We start from the raw sequence: 20,101 nt of genomic DNA on the forward strand, positions 1-20,101 counted from the left end.
TATGCCGCTGTTTTTGTATTGCTGTATCAGCAATTTAAGGCCGAGAGGATGAGACCTAATGCGACAATATATTGCAAACAGGGGAGATACCGTAAGCCGAATTGCCGCTCTACATGGATTAACTCCTGAGCATGTTATTCAAGGTAATCCATGGGTTGGGAGGCAGTCTTATTTATACCCAGGCCAGGTTTTATTTCTGCCATCTTCGCCGCGTAAAAGGTATGCTGTGCAGGAAGGGGACACTCCAGAACGGATAACCTCATTATTTAATGTGAATTTAGAGGATTTGGAGAAGCTTAATCCTGGTGTGACCTCAGGGCGCTGCTGTACACCTGGAAAAATACTTGTCATTCCACCCCCGATTCCAGACCGCGTGGTGTTTCTGCGCGGGGAGTACGGTCCGGCTGATGTTGAGAGTGACATTGACAGCTTGCTTGTCCAATACCCGTTTATACAAGCAGCCACAATAGGCACGAGCGTACTCGGCAAGCCACTCCATGTACTCAAGATCGGGAACGGCACTCGTCATCTGCATGTTAACGCCGCTTTGCATGCCAATGAATGGCTGACTTCGCCATGCTTGATGTCCTTCATAGAGGAGTATGCAGCAGCTTATGCTGAAGGCTTGGAATGGAATGGACATAACCCTGAGGTTTGGTTCCAAAACTGGACATTATGGGTCGTGCCTATGGCTAATCCAGATGGTGTGGAGCTGGTTCAGGAAGGGGTTTTGCCTGACCATCCGTTTTATGATGACCTCATGAGATGGAATGGTGGACGAAGCAGCTTCCGGCATTGGAAAGCTAACATCCGCGGTGTGGATCTTGGGGATCAATTTCCCGCTCATTGGGAAGAGGAGCGGGAACGTCGGGGAGTAAGGCAGCCCTCACCGCGGGATTACAGCGGCCCTGAACCGCTGAGTGAGCCTGAAGCAGCTGCTCTGGCAGCCCTGGCTGAGGAAGCGCCTGGCGAAGCTGCAGTGTCTCTGCATAGCCAAGGAGGAGAGATTTATTGGAACTACCGGGGGTATGAGCCTCCCGAGAGCCGTGAATTAGCCGCGCAGCTGGCAGTTGCGAGCAGTTACCGGGCAGTGGAGCTGACGGGAAGTGATGCCGGATATAAGGATTGGTTTATTCAGACCTTCCGCAAACCTGGATTTACTGTGGAGCTTGGGATTGGCAAAAATCCGCTGCCACTAGCAGATTTTGAAGATATGACCCTGGAAACAGGACTTATATTAGCAACGCTCCTTTCCAATGTGAAATAATTATGAAACATTTGCAGTAAACTTGCGTAAAATAAACCATAGGGTATGGCCGCTGTCGTCACTACACGTTATCCGCGGCTGTATCCTTTTTACTTGGGAGGAGGGTCACCATGAAACTGAAAAAAATACTGTCACTAAAACAATGGTCCCATATCTTCAGTAGCTCCTGGCAATACATCCGCTCCCCTAAAGTAGCAATGGGGGACAAGCTGTTATTTACAATTCCAGTACTGCTCTATTGGGTCTTGCCGGACTTCATGCCATTTATTCCGATCGATGATATTGGAGTGACCATGCTGCTAATGGGCTGGTTCGTGTCACGAATGGGCCGGAAATATCCTACCCTTCAGCAGGGTGAAGGATAGCACCGCACATTTTCGACAAGAACTTCAGAGCTAATTAGCCAATATAGTTGCTTTTAGATGTCATTTACCTTTAAAATAAGTAATTGAGTATTTAATTTTCGGACTAGGAGATGGAATATAGATGAAGGTCAAAATTACCCGTAATGCGGCTAAAGTGATAAAGAAACAAATGGAGCTGGAAGGAAACAGTGAGTTGAAGCTGCGCGTAGCAATTACACATGCACACGGTGATCATGCTCACTACGGACTGGACTTGGACACGCCTAAAGAGAACGATGTTGTAGTATCGACAGATAAGGAAATCGATGTTATTCTTGATCCGAGCCAACCACTCCTTGATGGCGTGGTCGTTGATTATTTGTATCTTCCACAAGAAGGTTTTGTCATTACGAATCCCTCTAAAGGTAATCACGGCGATCACTAAACATTCGCCTGTAAATTTCGAACACAAAGAAGGGTTGCTCCATGGCTAACGAAATACAAGTGTGCGATGAATGTAATTTCATGAAGTTGAAAAGTATTATCCCTAAGCTGCAAAAAATGGCACCTGATGCCGAGATCAAGGTCGGCTGCAAGTCGTACTGCGGTCCATGTGGCAAACGGGCTTTTGTTTATGTGAATGGTCGTTATGTGAGTGCTCCAACGGAGGATGAAGTGTTGAAGAAAGCGGAAGCTTTTATCAAACAGCCCTCCGTTCAGAAATAATACTGAGTTCTTATCAACTAAGATAATAGGGTCGATCCCTCTTTATTCTCAGAATAAGTAAAAGTAAACAGAGCAGCGATTCTCCTGTTATTTGGAGGATCGCTGCTCTGTGTTTTCTGGCCATTGACGGCTTACTTCAATCGTGTCCATCATCCCATCATTTCTCCGTCTCATCATCTCATCGTCCCACCATCTCACCGTCTCATCGAGCCCACCATCCTATCATTCCACCATCTCACAGGGGTTACGGACTCAGATGACGTTATTTGCCTGTTTTTAGCCTTTAAAGCAAGATTTCGGACCCCAGTGACGCTATTCCCTAAAAAGAGGCTCATATCGGCGTTTTCTAGGCTAATAGCTGCTCTGGAGTCCGTTAGCATTCCAAATCTCGGATAATGCTGCGTTTAGGGTCAGCTGTGTCCGTTAGTGAGATACTTTACGTATCTAAGTCGGAAAACCAAACGTGCTTCCAACAACGATCAAGTGGTAAATGTCCAACATATAGAGGATATCGCAGCAGCCCTTTTCGATAGTTTTTTGGACAGTGTCTTCGTTTACCCGGATGTAAGCTTAAGGTGCAGATTGTGTGTTCTTGAGCTTCTTGATTCCATCATATTTCATGATATCGTCGGAGATCTGTAGGCGGAGCTTGCTGGTCTCATACCCGATGCTGCACTCCCCTACGTCAACGGCTTCCCGGCTTTCGAGACTATAACAGGTTCCGCTGGCAAATTGCCCATTTTCGCTGGGGAGATAAGAAAGCTTTGCATCGGCATAGGCACCGGATCGCAGCGTTACAAGACGCTCATGCCCGCTAAACAGATTATTGCCCATGAGATAATAAGGATCACGTGAGATCCCCAGCAAATGGAGCAAGGAAGGTGTAAGATCCAACTGACCAGCTGGAGCTGAATCAAGGACAGAGGCGTTAGAGCCTGGCAGATGAATGAGCAAGGGAACCTGATGCATTATTTGCTGCATATCGAGTGCGCTAAGGCTTTTGCCGAGAAATTGTTCGTAATAAGAGGTCTCCTGAATCGAATTATCATGATCTCCATAGAATGCAACAATGGTATTATCCCACAGCCCACGCTGCTTCATCTCTTTGACCATTTCCCCTAAAGCTTCATCCGTATAGTGAACAGCCTGCAAATAATCTCCGAAGATCGTGCCCTTGAACTCTCCAGTATCAAGCCCTTGTTTATCTGCAGGGAGAGAATAAGGATGATGGCTGGATAGTGTAGTCAAAAATGAATAAAAAGGCTGCTTTATCGTTTCTGAAGTGTCCATAATATCGAGGGATTGCCGCAAAAAGGATTTGTCACCCAGAGACCAGCCTAGAGGTTCGTCTATTGTATAGTCTTTTTTGTTATAAAAATGGTCATAACCCATCGCGTTATACATAATCTGCCGATTCCAGAAGCTGCCTTCGTACGCATGAAAAGCATTGGTACTGTAGCCCTTTGATTTCAAAATAGCAGGCAGCGTGTCAAACTGATGATCCGGGTAACGGACAAATACCGAGCCGGAGACCAGCGGGTACAGGGAAGCGTTGGACGTGAAATCCGCATCGGAAGTTCGTCCTTGTGAGGTCTGATGGTAGTAATTGCTGAAATAGGTGTTTTCTTTGATTAGAGCGTTCAGATTAGGCGTGATCTCCTGGCCGGATATTGAGCGTCCAACTACAAAGTTCATAAAAGCTTCAGCTTGAATAACAACGATGTTGCTTCCGCTGTATTTTCCAAAGCTGTCATTATTGGCATTTTGCTCAGTGTTTTGTTTATTGAACCAGAGCTGCATTGAGGTGGCTTCTTCTTGCGAAAGCTCGGGCTGCGGACCTAGATGATCTTTAGCATATAAGTAAATATCATAACCGTGAAAACCGATTAGTCCGGTTACGTTATACATCGCCAGACTCCACCAGTTGCCAGTGAATAGATCTTTAGCCCAGGTAGTAGCGTAGGTGTGTATAGGTCCAAAGGTTAGCACGCAACCTAGCGCCAGAGCAACGATGCCATTCACGCTTCTTTTTAGCATCCTGCTCAGGCGTGAAGAGCGGCGGGAATAACCGGTTTGAGAATAAGAGTGAGATTGCCCATAACGGCGAGGGGCGGCATTAGACAAGTATGTATGGGTTTTCCGGTGGTAGAACCCTATTCCGATTCCATAGGCAATAAGCAGAAGCCAGTCAGCGAACAAATAAAGATCGGAAGGACGCAGTAGGGCGAAGATACTTCCACCAAGCGCATCCATCTGTCCAGCCTGAAACAATACGGGTACCGTGATAAAATCCTGAAAATAACGATAGTAGACGATATCCGAATAAATAAGCAGTGTCAGAAGCAAGTTTATACTTAACAACGCTATCGTCTGTCCCCGGCGGGGAAGCCACAGGGTCCAAAAAGACAATAACATGACTGAACCTACAGCAATCCATTTGTCCTGCCGGTTCATATCTATATTGGGAGCATGCAGCCCACTATGCAGAAATAATAACTTGGCCAGCATGATGCCAAGAAAAAGGAGATAACCGATATATCGGGAGCGAATCACAGCAGCTATTGTACTTGTTACGGTTCTGTTGCTCCGAATTGATGGAAAGTCAGACATTATAAAACCTCCTAACACAGAAAATAAATAAAACCAGAATAAACAATGTTGTTGTCTTTTTTAGATGATAAACGTTTCTCGAAGAAATATATGAGCGTAAAGTTATAGGCGCTAAACTAAAACAGTCTTATACTCGGAGAAAAACGGACATCCTCCTCATACGAGGTAGATGTCCGTTCTGCATTCAAAACAATGGTGATCCTAATTATTTCGGATTTCTAGGTGGAAGTGGACCCAAGTATTGATAATATTGACACTCGATACGTCCGTTATACAGTTTGCGGCGTTTGTCTGCCTTACGACCGTAAAATTGTTCGAATTCCTTGTAAGGGCTGATCGCAAAAAATGACCATGTTGGCAGATATATCATCATTTCACCAAACTGGCGGGTCAGCTTTTCCACTTCTTTGTCATTACTGATCCGTTCCCCATATGGAGGGTTAGTAATGATACAACCATATTCTCCTTCAGGTCTTGCTTTGGCGGCAGCCATCACTTTGAAGGTAATTTCTCCGGACAGTCCAGCACTCTTGGCGGCAGCTTCAGCAATTTCAATCGCTTCTGGATCAATGTCCGTACCTGTTAATTGCAAAGGATAATCATCGCGCACCGCATCGAAAGCTTCTTCGCGCGCCTCTTCCCAAAGATGTTTGGGGATGACTGGCCAATGTTCAGATGGAAATGAGCGGCGTAGTCCTGGAGCAATATTCCAAGCGATCATGGCAGCTTCAATTAACAGTGTTCCCGAACCACAACATGGATCGAACAGGGGCCGATGGCCATTCCAGCGGCTAAGCTGGATTAGTGCAGCAGCCATTGTTTCCTTCAGTGGAGCCTCTGTTGCATGTCTGCGGTAACCCCGTTTGTGAAGCGCGGGTCCTGTGGTATCTAATGTGATCAAAGCGATGTCATTTAATAAAATCACTTCGATCACATATCGAGGACCGTTCTCCGGGAACCAGTCTGTATGATACGAAAGCTTCAGCTTCTCAACAATAGCTTTTTTGACAATCCCTTGGCAAGCGGGTACACTCGTTAGTTGTGATTTATGGGACCGTCCTTCAACCGGGAATTCTCCATTCTCTGGAATCCAATCTTCCCAAGGCAAGGCTTTAACCCCTTCGAATAACTCGTCAAAGGTTTTAGCAGGGAATTGGCCCATTTTAACCAATACGCGGTCAGATGTACGCAGCCACAAGTTACAGCGACAGATATCGATGTAATCACCGCTGAATAATACTCGTCCGTTCTCGACCTTGGTCTCATAACCCAGTTCGTTTAATTCGCGCGCTACCACAGCTTCTAAACCCATAGGGGCAGTAGCGATTAATTGTAATTTGCTCAAATACTCTCAACTCCGTTTAACTTGTAGATAAATACAAAAAGCCAGTACAATAAGAAGAGACGACATTGTCGTCCTTTAAAGCATCCATACAAGTATAGGGGAATGTGGGACACTTCACAATGCCCGGCATTCCATAAATCATAAAATGTTCCCCGTCATCCCTTACTATGAGCAAACGGGGGATCCTCAAAGGAGAATCTTTATGCTTACGCAAGAAGAATACAGTGAACAACTTTATACAGAGGACGAAATTCTGCTTCGAGTAAAAGAAGCAATCGTTCAAGCAGGCATGCCGCCGGTGTCTGTCGAGCCGGGGTACGGAAGACTGCTCACCATGCTAGTTAGACTGTCTCGCTCTAAGCGTATTTTGGAAATTGGCGCACTTGGCGGTTACAGCGGAATTTGCTTGTCCCGCGGTTTCTCTGAAAGTGGCACACTGACTTCGCTAGAGCTGAGAGCCGACTATGCCGAGCTTGCCCGCCGTAATTTAGAGCTGGCAGGCTTCGGGGATACTACGGAGTATAGAATAGGACCCGCAATGGACAGCCTGAAGGCACTGGAAGCAGAGGGCGCTAGGTTCGATTTCTTTTTCATTGACGCAGATAAGTTGAACTACACTAACTACTTGGAATATGCCATCAAGCTGGCCAATCCAGGAGCGATCATTGCGGGTGATAATATTTTTCTCCGTGGACGGACCTTAAATACAGATAGAAATGGTCCTGCCATCCTGGCTGTGCGCCACTTCAATGAGATGATCGCTACGGATGAACGTCTTATCAGTACATGTCTGCCTGCCTATGATGGATTGGCACTAGCGATGGTCAAATAGCTGATTAGCGAAATAACCGCGGTGTTGTTACTTTGTACAGCTTCAATCGAACCCAAATCGTATTAACCAGCAGCAAGCAGCCGGATATAATGAAAAGCCCCTCAATTCCGATGTAACCTGATAGAAAGCCGCCCAAGATAGCTCCCAGCATATTGCCTAGCGCCAATGTACTGCTGTTGAAGCCGAATGCGCGGCTTTCTTTTCCGTCAGGGGTATAGGAGCGGATAAGCGCATTAACGCTGGGCAACAGTCCGCCCATGAAGACTCCCATTAGGAAACGGACTATAATCAGCTGCCAGACACTAGTTACGAATGCCTGCGGAATTAGGAAGAGTGAAGCGCCAATTAACGCATAGGTCAGAATACGATGTGCGCCGACTTTGTCACTTAGCTTCCCAAGCAAGGGAGAAGCCAGCATATTGGAGATCCCTGTAACGGCACTGACCATCCCGGCCAAGAAGGCTATATTCTCAGCGGGTCCATTTAATTTTTCTACATAAAGTGGCAACAAGGCCATAGGACTAATCATTGCAAATTGCAGCAGAAAGGTTACACCGAATAGAGCTGGAAGCTGAGGGATTTTGATTAATTCCTTCAAGCCTGCGAGTACAGAAACCTGTGGCTCTTGTGCGGCTTCGGCGCGGTCGAATTTTTCTTTAACAAGAAATAATGCCAGCAGAGAGGCGATAAAGAGCAAGGCTCCAACGACATAAAAAATCGGCCGAAATCCGATTAAATCGGCAAGTAAGCCACCAATCAGTGGCCCTAGAATTGTTCCTGCTACAGATCCTGATTGCATCAATCCCATGGAGAAGCCCATACGTTCTTTGGGGGTAGTACCTGACACCAGTGCGATGGAGGCGGGATTGAAGCCAGAGATCGTACCGTTTAAGAGACGGAGCAGGAGCAGCTGTAAAGGGGATTGTGCGAAGCCCATTAATACCATGACAATAGCCATGCCAAAGCTGGAACGCAGCAACATGATTTTACGTCCATATTTGTCTGCAAGCTTGCCCCATAATGGCTGGAATATGAAAGAGGTTAAGAAGTTTGCGGCAAAAATAAGTCCCGCCCAGATTCCAATTTCATGTTCACCCTGGACACCAAGATCCTTCGCAAGGTACAAGGTCAGGAAGGGTGTAATCATTGTCATTCCAGCATTCACCAAAAATTGCCCGAACCAAAGCACTAAGAGGTTGACCTTCCAGGTCTCCCATTTCTTCATAGTGCTTTCACATCCTTTCAAAGAATTTCAGAGAATATATGATTCACGGAAAAAATGCCATTTTATCAGTATATCATTTTTTGCAGCTTCATGTGTGCAACACATGTCATAGTAATGTCATAGGATTGTCATTCCAAACTCTTCGTATTAGTTGTTACAAGCTTTTAAAAAGGGCATAATAGTAGATATGCCGATTAAAAAAATCTAATAAAATATAATGGAGATCTTATCATGACCTACAATGACACTTTTATCCGCGCCTGCAGAAAGCAGGACACGGAGCACGTTCCCGTATGGTACATGCGGCAGGCCGGCCGTTATGATCCCGAGTACCGTAAAATTAAGGAAAAGTATTCGTTGCTTGAAATCTGCAAGCAGCCTGAGCTGGCGGCAGAAGTAACCATGATGCCCGTTCGCAAGCTGGGTGTGGATGCGGCCATTTTGTATTCCGACATTATGAATCCAGTTGCTTCAATCGGAGTGAAATTCGATATCGTTAAGGATATCGGTCCAGTGATTGAGAATCCGATCCGTAGTGCAGCTGATGTGGAGAGACTAAAACCCATTGATGTGGAGGGTGATCTGAGCCACATTTTGGAAACGATTGCTATTCTGGATAAGGAACTGGACGTTCCTTTGATCACTTTTGCAGGCGCGCCGTTTACAATTGCCAGCTATTTGATCGAAGGTAGACCTTCCAAAGGATATATCCGTACGAAAGAGCTAATGTACAGTGAACCCCGTGTCTGGGAAATGCTGATGGACAAGCTGGGCGATATGATTATCACTTACCTCCGAAGTCATGTGCGGAGTGGAGGCAAAGCCTTCCAATTGTTCGACAGTTGGGTTGGTGCGCTTGCTCCACGCGATTTTGAAACATACGTGCTGCCGACGGTTTCTCGTATTTTTTCCGAATTATCTGATCTTGATGTACCTAAAATATACTTTCCTGGCGTAAGCTCTGGAGAATTGCTGCCAAGTCTTACGAAGCTTCAAGCAGACGTAATCGGGCTGGATTGGCGAGTTAGCTTGACTGAAGGCCGACGCAGAATAGGCAATGAATTTGCGATTCAAGGAAATCTTGATCCATATTTGCTTACAGCTCCGATGGACCTCTTGAAAGAACGCGCGAAAGCACTGATCGATGAAGGTGTGCTTGAGCCAGGTTATATCTTCAATCTGGGCCATGGATTATTCCCGGAGGCCTCATTAGACAAACTTAGAGAATTGACGGAGTATATTCACACTTATTCTCAGGAAGTATTACAAGAAACGGCTAAGCAACGTTCGTAAAAATATAAGAATTTATATGTTCCACGCTATTAAATTGTAAAGGGGACGGAATCCGTGACAGTAAAAATAGGTGTTCTCGTCATGTCGTATGGCACTCCTAAGAGCCTAGAAGATGTTAAAGCTTATTACACGCATATTAGACGGGGGAATCCGCCAACAGCGGAGCAGCTTAAAGAGTTAACCGACCGTTATGAAGCAATCGTCGGGGGGGTATTCCCACTGCGGGAGAATACAGACCGGCAAGTAGAAGCTTTACAAGCAGCATTAAATGCGGATAAAGCGGGAGCGGATGTTGAATTTGTCTGCTATCAAGGCTTGAAGCATGCCAGTCCCTTTATTGAGGACGGCGTGGAGGCTATGGCGAAGGATGGCATTACTCAAGCAGTGGGTATTGTTTTGGCGCCACACTATTCCAGTATGAGTGTAGGGAGCTACATCAAGCGTGCGCAGGAAAAGGCTGATGCATGCAAGATTGACATGGGTTTTGTGGAGAGTTACCATATGCATCCTGAATTGATCGATGTGTTAAGCCAAAGAGTGTCGGCGAAGCTGGATCAATATATTGAAGCAGGTGCGACCCGTGATGAGATTCGCGTATTATTCAGCGCTCATAGTCTTCCAGAACGTATTCTGGCTATGGGTGATCCATATCGGGATCAGCTGCTGGAAACTTCGCAGGCAATTGCAGCTCAAGCAGGCATAACCAACTGGCAGTTTACTTGGCAAAGTGCTGGCCGCACAGCTGAACCGTGGCTTGGTCCAGATATTCTGGACACGCTGCAACAGCTTAGTAAAGAACAGGTGGAATACGTATTGGTGGCCCCTATCGGATTCGTATCCGATCATTTAGAGGTACTGTACGATCTCGATATTGAGGCAACAGCCGTAGCTGCAGAGCTTGATATGCGTCTTATGCGGATTGACTCACTGAATAGTGATCCCGCATATATGTCTGTATTGAGCGATGTAATTCGTAAACGACTGGAGCAGATGAAGGCCGCTCAATCATGATTGGCCCCACAAGAAAAATTGTTATCATAGGCGGAGGGCTGAGCGGACTCAGCGCCGCCTTTTATATTCGTAAATTTTATAAAGAAGCGGGTATTAAGCCTGATATTGTCTTGCTTGAGAAAGAGAAAAACCTCGGTGGAAAGATTGAAACCTTACATCGCGATGGTTTTGTGATTGAAAAGGGACCGGATTCATTTCTGGCGGAAAAGGCGGAGATGTGCGAGCTGGCTAAGGAATTGGAATTGGATCACGAGCTGGTATCCACTAACCCTCTTGCTAAGAAGCGATATATCTTGCAGCGGGACAAGCTTAATCCTTTGCCAAACGGTCTTGTACTCGGTATCCCTACCGAACTGAAACCTTTTTTATCAAGTGGGTTAGTTTCGTTTGGGGGCAAAATACGTGCGATGATGGATTTTATTCTTCCTCCGCGGCGTAATGATGAAGACGAATCGCTTGGTGAGCTTATTGAGCGCCGTCTAGGGTCTGAAGTGCTGGAGAACTTAACCGAGCCACTCCTCTCTGGCATGTACGCCGGAGATATACAAAAAATTAGCCTGCATGCTACTTTTCCGCAATTTGGACAATTAGAACAACAGTACGGCAGCCTTATTCGTGGAATGCGCACAGGGCGAAAGAATAAAAAGGCACAGGAAGGTACTACACAGAGTACCTTCTTGACGTTCCGCAAAGGGCTGCAAAGTCTCGTGCATAGTCTGATTTATGAGCTGCATGATGTAGAACAACGGACGGAATCTAACGTAGTTTCTATTCAGGCTGTTGGGAGTCCTTCTATTTATGAGGTAGAGCTGGAGAATGGCGAACGGTTGCTTGCGGATGATGTATATATCACTACGCCTAACTTTTCGGCTGCTGACTTACTTCGTCCCCATATGGAGGTTACGGCGCTGGAAGCGGTGGATTATGTTTCAGTAGCGAATCTAGTCATGGCTTTTAACAAAAAGGATATTGTTAACGAATATGATGGATCAGGTTTTTTTGTGCCTCGTAAAGAAGGGCGGAATATTACTGCCTGCACATGGACATCTACGAAATGGCCGCATACGGCTCCTGATGATAAGGTGCTTTTGCGCTGTTATGTGGGTCGTTCTGGTGATGAACAGAATGTTCAGCTGCCTGATGAGGCTTTGACGGAGCTTGTGCTTAAAGATTTGCGAGAGATCATGGGCATTACTGCGAATCCAATATTTACGGAAATCACCCGCTTAGAGCATTCCATGCCTCAGTATCCTATAGGACATCTTGATAATATTACCGAATTCCGCAAAGAATTAGCGGCTTCGCTTCCTGGTGTGTATGTCATTGGCGCCGGATTTAATGGCATAGCAATGCCGGATTGCATCAAGCAGTCCAAGCTTATTGCGGAAAGCGTTGCTAAACAGCTAATGAATGAAATGTGAGTACGATGACTAAATAAAACAGTGAAGCGAAGCATGAGGCGCTTCACTGTTTTTCTTTAGTTAGTAAAATTTTCTATTTCTATCGACTCTCTTATTTGTAGGGTGCTGTGATAGATATGCTATAATAAAAACAATTTGAGAGTAGAGGAGATCACAGAAACCATGTATCCGCCGCGATCGCGTTCTAGACAAAAGAACAAACATAAGAGCAAACGCAAGCGCAGAACGGCCTGGGCTTGGATCAATGCAGGTCTTCTTTTGATGATTACCGTGTTATTGACTTATAGCTTTACGAATGACCCTGACAAGAAAAGCGCCTCACCGCCTCCGGTAGCAGAAGCGACAGCTACGCCTATACCAGAGAGTAGTGATCAGCCTCAGACAGCACCTCCGGTGGTTGCAGTTGCAACGCCTGAAGCTACAGAGACGCCAAGCCCTTCTCCTACGGCAACTCCAGAGCCAACGCCTACACCGCAGGAGGAGCCCGAAGAGATTATTGAAACACAAGCTCCTGAAGCGACAGCGACCCCTGCGAAGGATGAGGACAGCTCGGAAGCAGCAAATAATGATGCAGTGTCTGGTCTGCCGTCAGATGATAACGCGTCTGGTAAGACGGTAACTTTGAATTTTGGTGGAGATGTTATATTTTCCGGGAAAGCTGGAGAACTGCTGGAGAAGAAAGGTTATGATTATTCGTATGCCGCATTGGAGGGTCTGTTCAAGAAAGATGATCTTACGATCTTGAATCTGGAAACTCCAGTGACTACAGGTGGCGTAAGTGCCACTAATAAGCAATTTGTATTCAAAGGATCACCACTCGCTCTGGATGCGCTTAAGTCAGCGGGTGTGGACGCAGTAAATATGGCGAATAATCACACGCTTGATCAAGGAGAGCAAGGCTTGCGGGATACCCTTAACCACCTTGCTGAAAGAGGAATTCCTTATGTGGGTGCGGGGCTTAACAGTAAAGAAGCATATTCGGCGCAATATTTTGAACGTAAGGGCATTAAGATCGCTTTGCTGGGATTCACCCGGGTGATTCCTGCGTCGGATTGGATGGCAGGGAAAAATAAGCCGGGACTTGCCTCCGTATACGATAGTGCAGAAGGACTGAAGGCTATTGCTGCAGCCAAAAAGAAAGCCGATTTGGTGGTCGTAGTGGTCCATTGGGGTAAAGAACGGGTAGAACAATATGATAAAACGCAACAGTCGCTGGGCCATAGCTTTATCGATGCAGGAGCCGATCTTGTCATTGGCGGCCATCCACATGTGTTGCAAGGCGTGGAGCCATACAAGGGCAAATGGATTGCCTACAGCACCGGGAATTTTATTTTTACGAGATCTACAGTGCCTGCCACTTGGGAAACTGCGGTTTTTCAGGCGGAATGTAGTGTAAAAGGTCAATGCTCCTTAAAGCTGAAGCCTATGAAAGCCGAGCTAGCACAGCCTGTGCCAATGAACGAAGTGGATGGAAAGCTTTTGTTAAAAAGAGTAGAAGCTCTATCCGCAGGACGGGTAAAGATCGGCAGCGACGGTAAAGTCACTCAAGTTACCAAATAGGGTTCCTGGGAGGTCCTTATGATGAACAATTTGTGTGTAGCCCATCGAGGGTTTTCCGGTAAAGCTCCAGAGAATACATTGGCAGCCATTCGGATGGCGATTGCCATGCCCTTTGTGCACTGGATGGAAATTGATGTCCAGCTCTCCAAAGACGGCGTTCCTGTTGTCATTCATGATTATACGTTGGACCGGACGACCAATGGTCATGGCAAGGTGAAGAACATGGACTGGGAATATATCCGGCGTCTGGATGCGGGGAGCTGGAAAGGGCGTGTTTTTCAGGGCGAGCGGGTGCCTTCTTTGGAAGAGGTGCTGTCACTAGCCTCTGGAAGATTGCGTCTGAATATTGAACTGAAAACAGTGGGAGATATGTATCCTGGCATTGAGAAGACGGTGACGGATCTTATTTCTGCAAAAGGTATGCGGGACGACGTGATCTTGACCTCTTTTGATACTGGAGCATTAAAAAAAGTCAAGGAAATTGATCCCCGTTTTCGTACCGGATTGATCTTTGATTCCAGATTTGGCAATCCTGCACGCAGGCTGCATGAACTGGATTGCTCTTTACTTTCGATTAGCTTCTCGCGTCTGAATCCTAGACTGGCTAAGCTTTTGTCCGAGCGTGGGGTGGAAATTATGGCTTGGACTGTGAACAAAGCGAAAGAGATGCGTCGCTTAGCCGACATGCATTCTGATATAATGATCTGTACAAACCGCCCGGATATATGGGGCGACACCTTTCTGAAGGTATAAATAATCCAAATCGATGGGAAAGAGAGCTGACTGTTTATGTGCGCTGCTGTTAATAATCTATATTGTGTTGGACGCAACTACAAGCTACACGCGGAGGAATTGGGTAACAATGTGCCCGTGGAGCCGCTCATCTTCATGAAGCCCTCACATGCGGCTGTTTCCCTCGATAAAGCAGTAATTAAGCTGCCAAAGGATGCGGGTCAGATTCATTATGAAGGTGAACTTGTACTGCGTATTGCACGTGATTATACACCAGGCATGAGCGTGGAGGATCTGGTAGATGTTATGGCACTGGGACTGGATTTCACGCTGCGTGATGTGCATAATGATCTGCAGAAGAAAGGTTTGCCGTGGACGCCAGCTAAAGGCTTTAAAAATGCCGCACCACTCACCCCTTACATAGCGTTTCCAGATAAGGAAGAGCTGGAGGGAACTGATTTTACAGTGGTGAAAAATGGGGTGGAAGTACAACGCGGCAATGTTAAAAACATGATTTTTTCACTTCAAAAAATTGTTGATTTTATCGCGGAGCGCTACGGGTTAGGGAAAGACGATGTGATATTTACAGGTACTCCGGCAGGCGTGGGTCCTACTGTAGCTGGCGACGCTTTCGAGCTGTACTGGGGCGACAAGCTGATGGGGACTTGCCTGATCGGTTAATAGATCTGTTGGAGATGAATCTATGCAGTGGGTTATTGGCGCTTTAGGCGCTTTGATTGTTGCGGGAGCGGCATATTGGAAGCAGTCTTTAAGTCTCTCTGGCATGATTGCCGCGGTAGTGATGGGCACTATTTATTTTGGTGCCGGAAATGCTTTTTGGTTTGGGATATTGCTGATCTTCTTCATCACTTCAAGCCTGCTGTCCAAACTTCATCATGATAATAAAGCAGAATTAGAGCTGACGTATGCTAAGACGGGCCGCCGCGATGCCGGGCAGGTCTTTGCTAACGGTGGACTTGGCATGGTTCTGGTTCTTCTGAATGCGATCTTCCCGCATGAGCTGTGGGGGTTCCTATTTATTGGTGTAATGGCTACAGTAACCTCGGATACATGGGCTACGGAGATCGGAACACTGAGCAAGAAACCGCCTCGTTCTGTCCTTACGGGTAAAGTTCTTCCTGCCGGAGCTTCGGGTGGTGTATCCAGCTTGGGTACGCTGGCGGCGGCAGCAGGAGGCGCACTCATCGGTGCGTCAGCTTGGCTGCTGCGTATGATATCCGGCATGCCGGATCACTCTTTCGTGCTGCTTACCCTAGCAGGACTTGCCGGAGGATTAGTCGGCGCCTTTGCCGACTCTATCCTTGGTGCAACCGTGCAGCAGATGAACCGCTGTACCGTATGCGGCCGCGAAGTGGAAGGCTCACAGCATTGTGGGGCTCCAGCTGTACACGCAAGAGGCTGGAAGTGGATGAGCAATGACGCAGTCAATGCCATCAGCTCTATCCTAGGAGGTGCGGCAGCCTTACTGCTGAGCATGATCATTTAGCATTTGAATTTAAGCTTTGAATGGCACAGTTTAGGGAGGGACCGATGAGTAGCGCATCCAATCAAAAACATACTGCTATTCTGGATGCCGCATACGAGCTCTTCGGTTCAGGTGGATTTTACGAAACGAAGATGTCGGAAGTGGCGGAGCAAGCCGGGATAGCAAAGGGCACCGTTTATTTATACTTCAAGAGCAAGGAAGATTTATTCATGGCAGTGACGCGCCGCGATTGTGAGGGGTTTCTCCTGCAATTACAGGAAAGGCTGAAGGCTAGTGATACTTTGGCCGGTAAACTTTCGATCATTGCTAAACATCACTTGAATTATTATTATGAACGCAAGCGGCATACGAAGCTCTTTTTCCGTGCCCCTAACAATAATCCTGAATTAGTGGCGTATATGACTCAATTTATGGAGCAATACATGCAAGATGTGGTCAAGGTATTATTAGAAGGTGGAGCATCCGAGCCTGAGCTTATGGCACAGTCCTACATAGGGATGCTGGATCGTTTGAAGATGGATATTTTATTTGATCCGTCTTTTACGGAGGAGGACGCGTATAAACGCGCTGATTTCGCTGCTGGTCTTTTTATTAGAGGGGCCATGATCACCTGAATTTTGGATAGGATGATAGACCGGATAAATAGCATTGGTTAGATGCGGGCCGGTTTTATGAAAATATAAGGCAAGCGAGGAAATAGCATGAATATTATGACCGTGGAACATCTTTCCAAGAGTTATGGCGAGAAAGTACTCTTTAGCGACGCTTCATTTGGTATGGACGATCGGGATAAAATTGGCTTGATCGGTGTGAATGGAACGGGTAAATCAACCTTTTTACGGATTATTGCCGGTCTGGATACTCCGGATGGTGGACAAATTGCCATCGGGAATAATGTAAGAGTACAATATTTGGCGCAGAATCCTCCTTATGATCCTATGAATACAGTTTTGCAGCAAGTGTTCGCCGGGGATGATCCAGACCTTGCTACCATGCGTGAGTATATGGAGACTATGTCCCAGCTTGAACAGCAGCCTGGTAATGCTGAACTGGAAGGAAAACTAGTAAAGATTGGGCAGGCGATCGACGCTGCGGGAACATGGCATTTGGAGAGTGAAGCCAAAAGCGTGCTTACCAAGCTAGGCATCTTAAAGTTTGATGCGTTAATGGACACACTTTCTGGTGGACAACGTAAACGTGTGGCTCTGGCAGCTGCACTGATTACCCCCTCTGAACTGCTGATTCTTGATGAGCCTACGAACCATATTGATACGGATTCCGTGGCTTGGTTGGAGCAATATTTGCAGAAACGGCGCGGCGCTCTTTTGATGGTGACGCATGATCGTTACTTCCTGGAGCGTGTGGCTAGTGTCATGCTAGAGCTAGATGGTGGCCAGCTTTATCGTTATGAAGCTAACTATTCACGGTTTCTAGAGCTTAAAGCCGATCGAGAAGAACGAGAAGCCTCTGCCGAACAGAAGCGTAAGAATCTGTTGCGTACAGAGCTGGCTTGGATTCGTCGCGGTGCCAAAGCCCGTTCAACAAAACAGAAGGCAAGAATCGACCGCTTCGAGAAGCTGAAAGAGAGTACGGGAAGCAGCTCGAACGGTTCATTGGATATCTCTGTGGCTTCTACACGTTTAGGTCGCAAGATCATTGAAATTAATGACCTGTCGAAAGCGTTGGATGGTCGTCAGCTAATCAAAGATCTCAGCTATATCGCTGTACCCCAGGATAGAGTGGGCATCGTCGGCCCGAACGGCAGCGGCAAATCCACACTCTTAAATATGATTGCAGGTCAGCTGCAACCCGATAAAGGTGAAGTTCAGCTTGGCGCTACGGTTAAGCTTGGTTACTTTACACAAGAGCATCAGGATATGGATGACAGTATGCGTGCCATTGAATACGTGAAGGAAGAAGCAGAAGTGATACGGACAGCAGACGGCAGTGTGATTACGGCTGGTCAAATGCTGGAACGCTTCTTGTTCCCTCCTGCGATGCAGTGGACACCGATCTCCAAGCTGTCTGGTGGCGAAAAAAGACGCTTGTATCTGCTTCGTGTATTGATGGGAGCTCCTAACGTATTGCTTTTGGATGAACCTACGAACGATTTGGATATCGGCACATTGGCTGTTTTGGAAGATTATCTGGATGAATTTCCGGGTGTCGTCTTTACCGTATCCCATGACCGTTATTTCTTGGACCGTACGATAGATAAGCTGATTGCTTTTGAAAATGGCGATATCCGGATTCACGTTGGCGATTATACGGAATATGAAGAATGGCTGGCCAAAAATGTACCGTCACGCATTGGAGAACCGAACAAAGAAGGAAGCTCAAAGCAAAAAGAGGCCGCGGACACTGCCAGCAACCCTGCAGCTTCAACGGCTCCCAAAACAAAACTCAAATTCAGCTTCAAGGAACAGCGTGAATATGAGGGCATTGATGAGCAAATTGAGCTTGCAGAGCAACGTTTGACGGATATTAGTGTACAGATGGAGGCGGCTTTTGCTGACTCTGGAAGGCTGCAGGAGCTAGTAGAGGAGCAACGCCTAGCCGAAGCAGAGCTGGAGCGTCTTATGGAACGCTGGACCTATCTGAACGAGCTTGCGGAGAAAATCGCTGGTAAGGCTTAAACCCGTTGGATGGCTTTGAATGAAAATAGGGGAGGGCTCTGTGTGGAAGATAAACTTAAAGCTGCCGTAGCCCTACGCAACGCTGGTAAAGCGGAAGAAGCCAAAATGATGCTGTTTGAGCTATATGAGCAGAATGCTGGGGACGCTGAACTTCTATATCAATTGGCCTGGACGCATGATGTGCTGGGTTTGGAGCGGGCGGCAGTACCCTTTTATGAGAAAAGCTTGGCGTTAGGATTACCTTCTGAGCAGAGAGTTGGCGCTCTATTGGGACTGGGCAGCACCTACCGGACACTCGGAGAATACGAGAAGTCAAAAGGTCTTCTGATGCAGGCTGTTCAGGAGTACCCGGAGAATAAGGAATTTCCGGCGTTCCTAGCCATGACCTTGCACAATCTTGGAGAGCATAGTCAAGCGATGGAGCTGCTGCTTAAGCTGTTGGCAGAAACCTCTGCGGATGAAGGGATAAGAAGTTACAGTAAGGCCATTTCTTATTATTCAGATAAACTGGAGCAAGTCTGGGATTGAGGCTGGCTTTTAAATCACAGTGATTCTTACAAATCACTACCCGGACACAGCTGACCTTAAACGCAGCATTATAACCCATTTGGAATGTTAACGGACACCACAGTCGCTATTGACACTAAAAGCACCCGATACGTTCCTTTTTTGCGTGAATAACGTCGCTTGGGTCCGAAACAATGCTCCAGAGGCTAATAATTTGCGAATAACGCCATCTGGGTCCGTTAGCACCAGCCGAAAGTGATGACCACCGGAAATTCCGGCAGTGTCTGTTGAAGAACAAGTGAACCACCAATAAACAAAAAAAGAGTAGGATCCTCCACTAATTGGAGAATTCTACTCTTTTATTTTTCTACTCTTTTATTTCGTTCCGTCCACAGCAATCATTTGCACTACAGACCGAGAATCGCCGGGTACAATGATTTCCTTCGCATTCATCTGGGAAGAGCCATCTCCGTCCAAGAAGATGCCCTCCAGACCCTTAGCAGGAACTGTCTGGAGGATCGCTGAGCGGAACTCTGCCGCTGTTGAGAGCGTTGGGGTAACAATCAGCCAGAGCTTTCCTGTGTTGTCATACACCATGCCTGAGCGCAGGCGTTTCTCATCAGCGTAAGGAAGATGCTCTTCAGCTACTGCCGCTTCCCATAAGTCTTCGTGTCCCAGATTCATACTAATGCCACCTTGCGCAAAATAATGCTGGCGATCAGTAATCTTCAATTCTTCTCCAGAAGAGATAACCTGTACGGAGAAGCTACGGCTGGCACCATCCCAGACAAGGGTTCCACGTGCGTATTTAGCATTGAACCAGCCAGACCCATAACCCTTCTGGGCTCCGTTGACTGGAGTATCATTCATGATAGCCATGGATAAAAGCGCATCTTGATAGAAAAAACCACCGTTAATCCCATATGCATTAACTTGCCGTAAAGGGACACCCGCGGCCTTGAGCTTAATATCTTCAGGTGAAAGTGACATCATATAGAGCTGCACGTTATCTGTACTCACTGTTTCCAAAAAGCTATAGGCGTGAGGAAGACCTTTAAAGGGATCTTCCTTGTGATTTCTAAATA

The 20,101-nt window shown here is 46.8% G+C and carries 19 protein-coding genes; 15 read left to right on the forward strand and 4 right to left on the reverse strand.

Annotated features, from left to right (window positions below; all coding sequences use genetic code 11):
• Positions 1-58 precede the first annotated feature (58 nt).
• The 4 genes from MHH46_RS10175 (at position 59) to MHH46_RS10190 (ending at position 2,337) form a co-directional block, all read left to right on the forward strand.
• On the forward strand, positions 59-1,267 hold the full coding sequence (locus MHH46_RS10175) for a M14 family metallopeptidase (protein WP_076125089.1): 1,209 nt from the start codon (positions 59-61) through the stop codon (positions 1,265-1,267).
• A gap of 110 nt (positions 1,268-1,377) precedes the next feature.
• Entirely contained in the window at positions 1,378-1,632 is a 255-nt protein-coding gene (locus MHH46_RS10180) for a hypothetical protein (protein WP_076125091.1), read from the forward strand.
• 121 nt (positions 1,633-1,753) lie between these two features.
• Complete coding sequence (locus MHH46_RS10185) at positions 1,754-2,056, forward strand: iron-sulfur cluster assembly accessory protein (RefSeq protein WP_036689223.1); 303 nt, start codon at positions 1,754-1,756, stop codon at positions 2,054-2,056.
• A gap of 41 nt (positions 2,057-2,097) precedes the next feature.
• Complete coding sequence (locus tag MHH46_RS10190) at positions 2,098-2,337, forward strand: DUF1450 domain-containing protein (protein WP_036689224.1); 240 nt, start codon at positions 2,098-2,100, stop codon at positions 2,335-2,337.
• Between the two features lie 570 nt (positions 2,338-2,907).
• Here the strand turns inward: MHH46_RS10190 and MHH46_RS10195 are convergent.
• Both MHH46_RS10195 and MHH46_RS10200 read right to left on the reverse strand, forming a co-directional pair.
• Positions 2,908-4,947, reverse strand: a complete 2,040-nt coding sequence (locus MHH46_RS10195; protein ID WP_076191321.1) for an LTA synthase family protein — start codon at positions 4,945-4,947, stop codon at positions 2,908-2,910.
• Positions 4,948-5,152: 205 nt separating this feature from the next.
• Positions 5,153-6,292 (reverse strand): class I SAM-dependent RNA methyltransferase, encoded by a 1,140-nt coding sequence (locus MHH46_RS10200; protein ID WP_036689227.1) that lies wholly within the window; start codon positions 6,290-6,292, stop codon positions 5,153-5,155.
• Between the two features lie 202 nt (positions 6,293-6,494).
• On the opposite strand from MHH46_RS10200, the gene MHH46_RS10205 reads away from it, so the two are divergent.
• Complete coding sequence (locus MHH46_RS10205) at positions 6,495-7,124, forward strand: O-methyltransferase (RefSeq protein WP_076191324.1); 630 nt, start codon at positions 6,495-6,497, stop codon at positions 7,122-7,124.
• A gap of 4 nt (positions 7,125-7,128) precedes the next feature.
• Here the strand turns inward: MHH46_RS10205 and MHH46_RS10210 are convergent, their stop codons facing one another.
• Positions 7,129-8,349 carry an MFS transporter gene (locus MHH46_RS10210; RefSeq protein ID WP_038569803.1) on the reverse strand — a complete coding sequence of 407 codons (1,221 nt, stop codon included), beginning with the start codon at positions 8,347-8,349 and terminating at the stop codon, positions 7,129-7,131.
• A gap of 231 nt (positions 8,350-8,580) precedes the next feature.
• Between MHH46_RS10210 and hemE the strand changes: the two genes are divergently transcribed.
• The 10 genes from hemE to MHH46_RS10260 all read left to right on the forward strand — a co-directional run bounded on the left by hemE (position 8,581) and on the right by MHH46_RS10260 (position 19,037).
• A complete protein-coding gene (gene hemE / locus MHH46_RS10215; RefSeq protein ID WP_076191327.1) occupies positions 8,581-9,642 on the forward strand; it encodes a uroporphyrinogen decarboxylase in 1,062 nt (353 codons plus the stop codon).
• 54 nt (positions 9,643-9,696) lie between these two features.
• Positions 9,697-10,653, forward strand: coding sequence for a ferrochelatase (gene hemH, locus MHH46_RS10220; protein ID WP_076191329.1), 957 nt, complete (start codon positions 9,697-9,699; stop codon positions 10,651-10,653).
• Positions 10,650-12,074 (forward strand): protoporphyrinogen oxidase, encoded by a 1,425-nt coding sequence (gene hemG / locus MHH46_RS10225; RefSeq protein WP_076191332.1) that lies wholly within the window; start codon positions 10,650-10,652, stop codon positions 12,072-12,074. The genes hemH and hemG overlap by 4 nt, the downstream gene beginning before the upstream one ends.
• Before the next feature lie 162 nt (positions 12,075-12,236).
• A complete protein-coding gene (locus MHH46_RS10230; protein ID WP_076125103.1) occupies positions 12,237-13,634 on the forward strand; it encodes a CapA family protein in 1,398 nt (465 codons plus the stop codon).
• A 21-nt stretch (positions 13,635-13,655) separates the two neighbouring features.
• On the forward strand, positions 13,656-14,387 hold the full coding sequence (locus MHH46_RS10235; protein WP_076125104.1) for a glycerophosphodiester phosphodiesterase family protein: 732 nt from the start codon (positions 13,656-13,658) through the stop codon (positions 14,385-14,387).
• A gap of 36 nt (positions 14,388-14,423) precedes the next feature.
• Positions 14,424-15,047, forward strand: coding sequence for a fumarylacetoacetate hydrolase family protein (locus MHH46_RS10240; protein ID WP_036689251.1), 624 nt, complete (start codon positions 14,424-14,426; stop codon positions 15,045-15,047).
• Between the two features lie 22 nt (positions 15,048-15,069).
• Positions 15,070-15,873, forward strand: a complete 804-nt coding sequence (locus tag MHH46_RS10245; RefSeq protein ID WP_036689254.1) for a DUF92 domain-containing protein — start codon at positions 15,070-15,072, stop codon at positions 15,871-15,873.
• 44 nt (positions 15,874-15,917) lie between these two features.
• Positions 15,918-16,487: a TetR/AcrR family transcriptional regulator gene (locus MHH46_RS10250; protein WP_076191334.1), complete on the forward strand. Its 570-nt coding sequence runs from the start codon at positions 15,918-15,920 to the stop codon at positions 16,485-16,487.
• A gap of 87 nt (positions 16,488-16,574) precedes the next feature.
• Entirely contained in the window at positions 16,575-18,509 is a 1,935-nt protein-coding gene (locus tag MHH46_RS10255) for an ABC-F family ATP-binding cassette domain-containing protein (RefSeq protein WP_036689259.1), read from the forward strand.
• Between the two features lie 42 nt (positions 18,510-18,551).
• Entirely contained in the window at positions 18,552-19,037 is a 486-nt protein-coding gene (locus tag MHH46_RS10260; protein WP_249267663.1) for a tetratricopeptide repeat protein, read from the forward strand.
• A 354-nt stretch (positions 19,038-19,391) separates the two neighbouring features.
• Here the strand turns inward: MHH46_RS10260 and MHH46_RS10265 are convergent, their stop codons facing one another.
• A complete protein-coding gene (locus MHH46_RS10265; RefSeq protein WP_405132596.1) occupies positions 19,392-20,036 on the reverse strand; it encodes a hypothetical protein in 645 nt (214 codons plus the stop codon).
• Between the last annotated feature and the right edge of the window lie 65 nt (positions 20,037-20,101).

The sequence above is a fragment of the Paenibacillus sp. FSL H8-0175 genome, assembly GCF_045040615.1.
In the GTDB taxonomy this organism is placed as follows: domain Bacteria; phylum Bacillota; class Bacilli; order Paenibacillales; family Paenibacillaceae; genus Paenibacillus_AQ; species Paenibacillus_AQ odorifer.

What these genes read in the sequence shown, in the direction of transcription:
- MHH46_RS10235 (WP_076125104.1), top strand. Translation starts at nt 13,656, where the DNA reads ATGAACAATTTGTGTGTAGCCCATCGAGGGTTTTCCGGTAAAGCTCCA.
- hemG (WP_076191332.1), top strand. Translation starts at nt 10,650, where the DNA reads ATGATTGGCCCCACAAGAAAAATTGTTATCATAGGCGGAGGGCTGAGC.
- MHH46_RS10195 (WP_076191321.1), bottom strand. Translation starts at nt 4,947, where the DNA reads ATGTCTGACTTTCCATCAATTCGGAGCAACAGAACCGTAACAAGTACA.
- hemE (WP_076191327.1), top strand. Translation starts at nt 8,581, where the DNA reads ATGACCTACAATGACACTTTTATCCGCGCCTGCAGAAAGCAGGACACG.
- MHH46_RS10255 (WP_036689259.1), top strand. Translation starts at nt 16,575, where the DNA reads ATGAATATTATGACCGTGGAACATCTTTCCAAGAGTTATGGCGAGAAA.
- MHH46_RS10230 (WP_076125103.1), top strand. Translation starts at nt 12,237, where the DNA reads ATGTATCCGCCGCGATCGCGTTCTAGACAAAAGAACAAACATAAGAGC.
- MHH46_RS10180 (WP_076125091.1), top strand. Translation starts at nt 1,378, where the DNA reads ATGAAACTGAAAAAAATACTGTCACTAAAACAATGGTCCCATATCTTC.
- MHH46_RS10175 (WP_076125089.1), top strand. Translation starts at nt 59, where the DNA reads ATGCGACAATATATTGCAAACAGGGGAGATACCGTAAGCCGAATTGCC.
- MHH46_RS10210 (WP_038569803.1), bottom strand. Translation starts at nt 8,349, where the DNA reads ATGAAGAAATGGGAGACCTGGAAGGTCAACCTCTTAGTGCTTTGGTTC.
- MHH46_RS10250 (WP_076191334.1), top strand. Translation starts at nt 15,918, where the DNA reads ATGAGTAGCGCATCCAATCAAAAACATACTGCTATTCTGGATGCCGCA.
- MHH46_RS10245 (WP_036689254.1), top strand. Translation starts at nt 15,070, where the DNA reads ATGCAGTGGGTTATTGGCGCTTTAGGCGCTTTGATTGTTGCGGGAGCG.
- MHH46_RS10240 (WP_036689251.1), top strand. Translation starts at nt 14,424, where the DNA reads ATGTGCGCTGCTGTTAATAATCTATATTGTGTTGGACGCAACTACAAG.
- MHH46_RS10205 (WP_076191324.1), top strand. Translation starts at nt 6,495, where the DNA reads ATGCTTACGCAAGAAGAATACAGTGAACAACTTTATACAGAGGACGAA.
- MHH46_RS10190 (WP_036689224.1), top strand. Translation starts at nt 2,098, where the DNA reads ATGGCTAACGAAATACAAGTGTGCGATGAATGTAATTTCATGAAGTTG.
- MHH46_RS10185 (WP_036689223.1), top strand. Translation starts at nt 1,754, where the DNA reads ATGAAGGTCAAAATTACCCGTAATGCGGCTAAAGTGATAAAGAAACAA.